The 4932-nt window shown below is 66.0% G+C and carries 3 protein-coding genes; all 3 read right to left on the minus strand.

Annotated elements, in window-relative coordinates; translation table 11 throughout:
* The coding region (gene lpdA / locus Q0R27_RS10600; protein WP_293944307.1) for a dihydrolipoyl dehydrogenase at positions 1 to 1284 on the minus strand (1284 nt) is incomplete at its 3' end.
* A 9-nt stretch (positions 1285 to 1293) separates the two neighbouring features.
* A complete protein-coding gene (odhB, locus tag Q0R27_RS10605; protein ID WP_293944309.1) occupies positions 1294 to 2637 on the minus strand; it encodes a 2-oxoglutarate dehydrogenase complex dihydrolipoyllysine-residue succinyltransferase in 1344 nt (447 codons plus the stop codon).
* A gap of 10 nt (positions 2638 to 2647) precedes the next feature.
* Positions 2648 to 4932: 2-oxoglutarate dehydrogenase E1 component (locus tag Q0R27_RS10610; protein ID WP_293944312.1), on the minus strand; the 2285-nt coding region annotated here is incomplete at its 5' end.

Genomic DNA, 4932 nt, shown 5'->3' on the forward strand with positions numbered 1-4932 from the left:
GATGCAGGCTTCGGCGATGAGTGTGCCGGCCAGTGACGAGATGATCCATACTCCGAGCACGCGGTCGGACTTGGCGTCGGCGATGACTTTCACGAATCCGTCGGTGTCGCGATTGGTCTTGGCGCGGCTGTTGGCCATGAAGGGGAATTTGCCGACCTTGATTTCGCCCAATGCGCGCGCAGCCTCTTCGGTCAGGCCGACACCGGCGATTTCGGGCATGGTATAGACCACCGACGGGATCACCGCGTGATTGACGATGCCAGTGTGGCCGGCGATGTTTTCAGCGACCGCAACGCCTTCGTCCTCGGCCTTGTGCGCCAACATCGGGCCGGGGATGACGTCGCCGATCGCCCAGACGCCGGGAACGGAGGTGCGGAAGTCATGGTCGGTGTCGATCTGGCCACGGGCGTTGAGCGACAGCCCGGCCTTGTCGAGCGCGAGGCCGTCGACATTGGGGCGGCGGCCGATTGAAACGAGCACGACGTCGGCTTCGATCGTTTCCGAGGCGCCGCCCTTCGCGGGTTCCACGGTAAGCGTGGCCTTGCCGTTGGCGGTGGTCGCGCCGGTGACCTTGGTGCCGGTGCGGATGGTGAAGCCCTGTTTCTTGAACAGCTTGGCGGATTCGGTGCGGACTTCCTCGTCCATCCCGGGGAGGATCTGGTCGAGATATTCGACGACGGTGACCTTGGCCCCGAGGCGCAACCAGACCGAGCCGAGCTCGAGCCCGATCACCCCGCCGCCGATCACGACGAGGTGCCCGGGGACTTTCGGCAGCGTCAGCGCGCCGGTCGAATCGACGATGACATGGGCGTCATTGTCGACGCTCACGCCCGGGAGCGGGGTGACCGATGAGCCGGTGGCGATGATGATGTTCTTCGCGGTGACGCTACGGTCGCCGACCTTGACCGTCGTGGCGTTTTCGAACGCGGCGCGGCCCTTGAGCCACTCGACCTTGTTCTTCTTGAACAGGAATTCGATTCCGCCGGTCAGTTCCTTGACCGCCTTGGCCTTTTCGGCGTGCATCTGGTCGAGGTTGAGCGACGTGCCCGCGATGTCGATACCGAACTTGGCGAGTGCCCCGGAGGACGCCTCGGCGAATAGCTCGGAGGCGTGGAGCATCGCCTTCGACGGGATGCAGCCGACGTTGAGGCACGTCCCGCCCAGCGTCTCGCGACTCTCGGCGCACGCGGTCTTCAGCCCCAACTGCGCCGCCCGGATTGCGGCGACATAGCCACCGGGACCGGAGCCGATCACGAGGACGTCATAGTCGAAATTGTCGGCCATCATGCTTCCTTACAAGTCTATCAGCAGGCGCGTCGGGTCTTCGATCGCTTCCTTCATGCGGACGAGGAAGGTAACCGCCTCGCGGCCGTCGATCAGGCGGTGGTCGTAGCTGAGCGCGAGGTACATCATCGGGCGAATGACGACCTGGCCGTCGCGGGCGACCGGGCGGTCCTCGATGCGGTGCATGCCGAGCACTGCGGACTGCGGCGGGTTGATGATCGGGGTCGACAGCAGGCTGCCGAATACGCCGCCGTTGGAGATGGTGAAGGTGCCGCCCTTCATGTCTTCCATGCTGAGCGTGCCGTCCCTGGCCTTTTTGCCATAGGCGGCGATGGCCTGTTCGATTTCGGCGAAGGACATTCGGTCGGCGGAGCGGATGACGGGGACGAACAGGCCCTTGGGGCCCGACACCGCGACCGATACGTCGAGATAGTCGTGATAGACGATCTCGTCGCCGTCGAGGCTGGCGTTGACCGAGGGGACGTCGCGGGCGGCGAGCGCGGCGGCCTTCACGAAGAAACCCATGAAGCCGAGGCGGATGCCGTGCTTCTTCTCGAACAGGTCCTTGTAGCGGGCGCGGGCGTCGATCACGGCAGACATGTCGACGTCGTTGAACGTGGTCAGGATCGCGGCGGTGTTCTGCGCGTCCTTGAGGCGGGTGGCGATGGTCTGGCGCAGGCGGGTCATCTTGACGCGCTCTTCGCGGCGATCCGCCGCCGCGGGCCGAGCGGCAGCGACAGGGTCCGCCAATAAAGACACCCGAGCGGCAGCGACAGGGCCCGCCAACAAAGACTCGGCAGGTGCGGGAGCAGCAGCCGGTGCCGGAGCGGGAGCCGCCCCCTTGATCTTCGCCGCAGCCAGAACATCGTCCTTGGTCAGGCGGCCGTCCTTTCCCGAACCCTGAATCGCCGACGGGTCGACATGGTTTTCGAGCACCGCGCGGCGGACCGCGGGGGAGAGACGCAAGGCGGAGTCGCTCGCGGCGGCATCGCTCGCGCTGTCGGTCGAGGCGCCTGGCTTGGCGGCATCGGGTGCATTGGCATCACCCTTGAGCGCCGGGGTTTCGGCGGGACCGGCGGGGTTGACGACCGTGGCCGCTGCAGCGGATGCAGCCGCCCCCTCGCCAATCCGCGCGATCAGGGCGCCGACCGCGACGGTGTCGCCCTCCTTGACCAGCGCCTCGCCGAAAATTCCCGCCACCGGCGAGGGCACGTCGACGCTGACCTTGTCAGTCTCGAGCGTGGCAATCGGCTCGTCGGCGGCGACCGCGTCGCCGGGGTGCTTGAGCCATGCGCCCAGCGTCGCCTCAGTGATCGATTCGCCGAGCGTCGGCACCTTCACATCGGTCGGCATGGTTCGTCCTTTACTCGGCCGCAGCGGCGGCTGGGATGACATTGTGGCCGAGCGCGTCGGCGATCAGCGCGGCCTGCTCGGCGGCGTGGCGTTTCGCAAGGCCTGTCGCGGGCGAGGCCGAGGCGGCGCGGCCGGCATAGCGCGGGCGCATTCCCGTGTGGCCTGAATTGGCCAGGCACTCCTCGAGGCAGCTTTCGACGAAGTGCCACGCGCCATTGTTCTTCGGTTCTTCCTGCGCCCAGACCAGTTCGGTCAAATTGGGCATCGCCTTCAGCCGCTTGACCAAAGGCTCCGACGGGAAGGGATAGATTTGCTCGACGCGGATGATCTCGGTGTCGCTCGCGCCCGCGGCGTTGCGTGCCTCGAGCAGCTCGAACGCGACCTTGCCTGAGCACAGCACCAGCCGACGGGTCTTGCCAGCGGCGGGCGGGTTGAGATCCGACAGGATCCGCTTGAAGTGGCTCTCCCCGGTGAAGTCGGCGCGGGTCGATACCGCCAGCTTGTGGCGCAGCAGCGATTTCGGCGTCATCATGATCAGCGGTTTACGGAAATCACGCAGCAGCTGGCGGCGCAGGACGTGGAAATAATTCGCCGGGGTGGTGCAGTTGACGACCTGGATATTATCGTCGGCGCACAGCTGGAGATAGCGCTCGAGGCGGGCCGACGAGTGTTCGGGCCCCTGCCCCTCGAAGCCGTGAGGGAGGAGCAGGACAAGACCGCTCGCGCGCAGCCACTTCGACTCGCCGCTCGCGATGAACTGGTCCATGATCGTCTGCGCGCCGTTGGCGAAATCGCCGAACTGCGCTTCCCACAGCACCAGCGTGCGCGGGTCGGCGATCGAATAGCCATATTCGAACCCGAGCACGCCGAATTCGCTAAGCGGGCTGTCGCGCACTTCGAAGCGGCCACCCTGAACGGTGCGCAGCGGGATATACTTCTCGCCATTGACCTGGTCGACCCACACCGCGTGGCGCTGGCTGAAGGTGCCGCGGCCCGAATCCTGGCCCGACAGGCGGACGTTGTGGCCCTCGGCGACGAGGCTGCCGAAGGCCAATGCTTCGCCAGTTGCCCAGTCGAACGCTTCGCCATTGGCAAACATCGCCTTCTTGGCATCGAGGATCCGGGCGAGCGTCTTGTGGACCGTCAGCTCGGCGGGGATGGTGGTCAGCGTCTCGCCGACCTCGCCGAACAGGTCGTCGGGGATCGCGGTCGCGGTGTTGCGGCGGCCAAGAACCGGCTCGTCGGGCCGGCCAAAGCCGCTCCAGCGGCCTTCGAACCAGTCGGCCTTGTTCGGCTTGAAGCTGAGCGCCGCCTGGAACTCGCCCTCGAGCAAGGTGACGAACTGCTTCGTCTTCTCGTCCAGCCAAGCCTGGTCGATGACCCCTTCCGCGACCAGCCGCTTGGCGTAGATTTCGCTGATCGGCGGGTGGGTCTTGATCGCGGCGTACATCAGCGGCTGGGTGAAGCTCGGCTCGTCGCCCTCGTTGTGGCCGAAGCGGCGGTAGCACCACATGTCGATGACGATGTCGCGATTGAACCGCTGGCGGAATTCGATCGCGAGGCGTGTCACCTGGATGACCGCCTCGGGGTCCTCTCCGTTCACGTGGAAAACGGGCACGTTGAGCATGCGCGAGATGTCGGTGCAGTAACGCGTGGAGCGCGAGTCGCTCGGCACCGTGGTAAAACCGATCTGATTGTTGACGACGAGGTGGATCGTGCCGCCTGTCGAGTAGCCCTCGAGCCCCGCCATGTTGAGGGTCTCGGCGATGATCCCCTGACCCATGAACGCCGCGTCGCCGTGAATGAGAAGGGGCATGATGCCGAGCCGCGCGCGCCGATCCTGCTTCGCGCGTACGCGCCCCTCGACGACCGGGTTCACGAACTCGAGGTGGCTCGGATTGAACGCGAGCGAGAGGTGGATCTTGCGGCCCGTGGAGGTGATGCGTCCGGCGGAGGCACCGAGGTGGTACTTCACGTCGCCGCGGCCGAGGTTGCGCTCCGGGTTCGAGTCGCGGAACGCCGCGAAGATCTCGCGCACGTTCTTCCCCATGACGTTGGCGAGCACGTTGAGCCGGCCGCGGTGGGCCATACCGATGACGATCTCCTCGATTCCGTGGCCCGCGGCATGGTCGATGAGGAGATCGAGCATGGCAATCATGCTCTCGGCGCCTTCGGCCGAGAATCGCTTCGCGCCGAGGAAGTTCGTGTGCACGAACTGCTCGAAGATCTCGGCGTCCGTCAGGCGGGTGAGGACGCGCAGCGTCTCCTCGGGATCGAGCGGCGAGCGGTTGCGCG

The sequence above is a fragment of the Sphingomonas sp. genome (assembly GCF_025362505.1).
In the GTDB taxonomy this organism is placed as follows: domain Bacteria; phylum Pseudomonadota; class Alphaproteobacteria; order Sphingomonadales; family Sphingomonadaceae; genus Sphingomicrobium.